A 3,473-nucleotide genomic window follows, 5' to 3' on the forward strand; every position below is an offset into this window, starting at 1 on the left:
GTCGAGTGCGACGAGGCGTCGATGCCTGCGGCCGCCAGCGCCGCCTGGCTCGAGTGGTCCGCATCGACGCCCGACGCGCCGTGCATCGCCATCTGCTCGACCAGCCAGGGCGACGCCGTCTGCAAGGGCTGCGGCCGCACCTTCCTCGAGGTGCAGCGCTGGACCGAGATGTCGCCCGCCGAGAAGCGCCAGACCTGGCGCCGCATCACGCGCGACGGCACGGCCTGGCGCTTCAACCGATACGCCGAGCGCGCCCACGAGCCGGAGACAGGGAAGAGCGCCGCGGCCGCATGAGTCGGCCGCCTCTGTTGGCGAGCGCGCGGCGCATCGCGCCCCTCGCCTGGCCGGTGTTCGTGGGCCAGGTCGCGGTGCTCGCGTTCAGCACGGTCGATACGGTGATGGTGGCGCGCACCAGCGCCATCGATCTGGCCGCCCTGGCCATCGGCGCCTCGGTCTACATCTCGGTGTTCGTCGGCTTCATGGGCGTCGTCCTCGCCATCGGCCCGATCGCCGGCCAGCTGTACGGCGCCGGCAAGCTGCGGGAGAGCGGTCGGGCCACCGAGCAGGCGATCTGGCTGGCGCTGGCGCTCGCCGTCCCCGGCTGTGCCTTGCTGCTGTTTCCGGACCCCTTCATCGCCCTCGCCCGGGCCGGGCCCGCGGTCGCCGCGAAGGTGCGCGACTACCTGTTCGGCCTTGCCTTCGCCCTGCCTCCGGCGCTGGTCTTCACCGCCTACCGCGGCTTCAACATCGCCGTCTCGCGACCCAAGGCGGTCATGGCGCTTCAGATCGTGGCACTCGGGCTGAAGGTTCCGCTCAACGCCCTGCTCGTCTTCGGCTGGACCCTCGCCACGCCCGTCGGCGAGCTGCGCCTGCCGGCCATGGGCGTGACGGGCTGCGGCTGGGCGACGGCGATCGTCATGGGCTGCCAGCTGCTCGCCGCCTGGATGCTCCTGCGCCTCGACCCGTTCTACGCGCCGTTCGGGCTCGGCCGCCGCATCGGCCGGCCCGACCCGGCCCGGCTCTCGGCGCTGCTGCGGCTCGGCCTGCCGATGGGCCTGGCGATCGTCGTCGAGGTGACCGGCTTCACCTTCATGGCCTTCTTCGTCTCTCGCATCGGCGCCACCGCCGTCGCCGGACACCAGGTGGCGGTGAACATGGTCTCGATGATGTTCATGCTGCCGCTGGCCATCGCCAATGCGACGAGCACGCTGGTCGCCCAGCGCGTCGGCGCCGACGACGCCCAGGACGCTCGGCAGATCGGCTGGGCAGGCCTCGAGATCGGCATCCTCGTCGCCGCCGTCCTGGGTGGCGCCGTCTACCTTCTGCGCAGCGAGGTGGTCGGCCTCTACACCGCCAACCCGGTGATCGTCGCCGCCGCGGTGCCGCTGCTCGCCTGGGTGGCGCTGTTCCACATCGCCGACGCGGCGCAGACCATCGCGGCCTTCGTGCTGCGCGCCTACCGAATCGCCGCCGTGCCGCTGGTCGTCTACGTGCTGGCGATCTGGGGCGTGGGCCTCGGCGGCGGCTACGTGGTCGCCTTCGACCTCTTCGGCGTCAGCCCGGCCTGGGCCCGCGCAGCGCAGGGCTTCTGGTCGATGTCGACGCTGGGCCTCGCGGTGGCGGCGATCGGCATGACGACGTTCCTGGCCTGGACCCTGCGCCGGCAACGCGGCGCCGAGCGCCGCGCTCTGCTCGAGAAAGCCTAGGGCCGCTCTAGGCGGCAGCGACCGCGGCAGCTGCCGCCGGCGCCTGGGCCGCCGTTGCCGGCAGCTCGATGACGAAGCAGCTGCCGCCGCCGTCGCGCGCCTCGCAGCGCACGCTGCCGCCGTGCCGCTCGGCGATCTGCTTGACGAGCGCCAGGCCGAGGCCGACGCCGCCGTCCTGCTCCGCATGCCCGGGCATGCGGAAGAAGGGCTCGAAGATGCGCTCGCGCATCTCGGGCGGAACGCCCGGCCCGCGGTCGCGGACCCGGACCTCGGCGCGCCTGCCGCCGGCGGCGGCGACGCTGCGCAGGATCACCTCGATCTCGCCGCCGCCGTAGCGGCGGGCGTTCTCGAGCAGGTTGCGCAGGGCGCGGTGCAGGAGGCGGGTCTCGCCGGCGACGAAGACGCTGCCGGAGGCGTCCACCACCGCGTCGACGTGCGACGCCTCCTCGGCAGCGACGGCGAGCAGGTCGACCGGCTCGACGCGCAGCTGCTCGCGGGTCGCGTCGAGGCGGCTGGCGAGCAGCACCTCCTCGACCAGCGCGTCGAGCTCGGCGACGTTGGTGTCGATCTCCTGCTTCAGCCGCTCGCGCTGGGCCGGCCCGGCCTTGTCGAGCATCGACACCGCCATCTTCATCCGCGCCAGCGGCGAGCGCAGCTCGTGGCTGGCGTTGGCGAGCAGCGACTGGTGCGAGCGGACCAGCGCCTCGACCCGCGCCGCCGCGACGTTGAAGCTCGCGGCCACGGCGCCCACCTCGTCGTTGCCCGAGAGCGCGACGCGGTGGCCCAGCTCGCCGGCACCGAACTGCTCGACGCCGCTCTTCAGGGCCTCGAGGCGCCGCGTCAGCCGCCGCACGACCGGGTAGGCGCCGGCGGCGACGGCGATGAACAGGACGACGAGGACGACCACCAGGCCGGCGCCGCGCGACAGGCCGGGCAGCACCGTCGGCCACTGCCGCTGCGAGGCGAGGCTCCTCGGCCGTTCCTCGGACGAGCCGCCCGCCTGCGCGCCGCTGCCCTGGCGGCGGCCGCCCCAGCGCATCGTCCACAGGGTGCGGCCGTCGTCGAGCTTGAACGGAAAGGCCTTCTGGCCGTCGGCAACGCGGCGGAGGAAGCTCTCGGAGGCACCGATGCGCTGGCCGGCGACGCTGTCGAGGGCCAGCGGCATGCGCAGGCGCTGCGACCAGTCGAGCAGCGCCGCCGCCTGTGTTTCAGGGGGAGCGTCGGGGCCCGGCAGGACGTTGTCGAGCAGGTCGGCCCAGGCGCCGAGGCGCTCGCTGACCACCTGCTCGGTGTTGGAGCGCTCCTGGTCGAGCGTGCGCTGGACGATCCAGCCCGACCCGAACGCGAAGAGCAGCAGGACCACGACCACCGTCGCGTAGATCCTGAGGTACAGGCTTTTCATGGTGCCGCCCGGCCTGCCGCTCAGGCGCCGTGGTCGGCGTCCTGTTTCCTGGCGAAGACGTAGCCGGCACCGCGCACGGTCAGGACGCGCCGCGGCGCCTTCGGATCGTCCTCGATGGCGGCGCGGATGCGCGAGATGTGGACGTCGATCGAGCGATCAAAGGCCTCGAGCGGATGGCCCTTGAGCGAATCCATGATCTGGTCGCGCGAGAGGACCCGACCCGGGCTCTGCGCGAGCACGACGAGGAGGTCGAACTGGTGCCCGGTCAGGTCGCAGAGCTTGCCGTCGAGCCGGGCGACGCGGGCGCCGAGGTCGATCTCGAGGCGGCCGAAGCGGAGCACGTCGTCGTCGGCGGCCTGCGGCGA

General features: G+C 73.2%; 4 protein-coding genes. 2 read left to right on the forward strand and 2 right to left on the reverse strand.

What is annotated here, in order from left to right; translation table 11 throughout:
• A partial coding sequence (locus AC30N0_RS18245; RefSeq protein WP_489519308.1) for a DUF1289 domain-containing protein occupies positions 1 to 294 on the forward strand: 294 nt, incomplete at its 5' end.
• Positions 291 to 1,706, forward strand: coding sequence for an MATE family efflux transporter (locus AC30N0_RS18250; protein WP_489519309.1), 1,416 nt, complete (start codon positions 291 to 293; stop codon positions 1,704 to 1,706). The genes AC30N0_RS18245 and AC30N0_RS18250, both read left to right, overlap by 4 nt.
• Positions 1,707 to 1,713: 7 nt before the next feature.
• Here AC30N0_RS18250 and AC30N0_RS18255 read toward each other — a convergent pair whose 3' ends face one another.
• Both AC30N0_RS18255 and AC30N0_RS18260 read right to left on the reverse strand, forming a co-directional pair.
• Positions 1,714 to 3,108 carry a sensor histidine kinase gene (locus AC30N0_RS18255; RefSeq protein ID WP_489519310.1) on the reverse strand — a complete coding sequence of 465 codons (1,395 nt, stop codon included), beginning with the start codon at positions 3,106 to 3,108 and terminating at the stop codon, positions 1,714 to 1,716.
• A 20-nt stretch (positions 3,109 to 3,128) separates the two neighbouring features.
• Positions 3,129 to 3,473, reverse strand: a 345-nt coding sequence (locus AC30N0_RS18260) for a winged helix-turn-helix domain-containing protein (protein WP_489519311.1), incomplete at its 5' end; no start/stop codon positions are given.

It is taken from the genome of Rhizobacter sp. (assembly GCF_031412495.1).
Classification (GTDB): Bacteria; Pseudomonadota; Gammaproteobacteria; order Burkholderiales; family Burkholderiaceae_C; genus Schlegelella_A.

Bases quoted from the DNA above. Each gene is read 5' to 3' on its own strand.
- AC30N0_RS18250 (WP_489519309.1), top strand. From the start codon at position 291: ATGAGTCGGCCGCCTCTGTTGGCGAGCGCGCGGCGCATCGCGCCCCTC.
- AC30N0_RS18255 (WP_489519310.1), bottom strand. From the start codon at position 3,108: ATGAAAAGCCTGTACCTCAGGATCTACGCGACGGTGGTCGTGGTCCTG.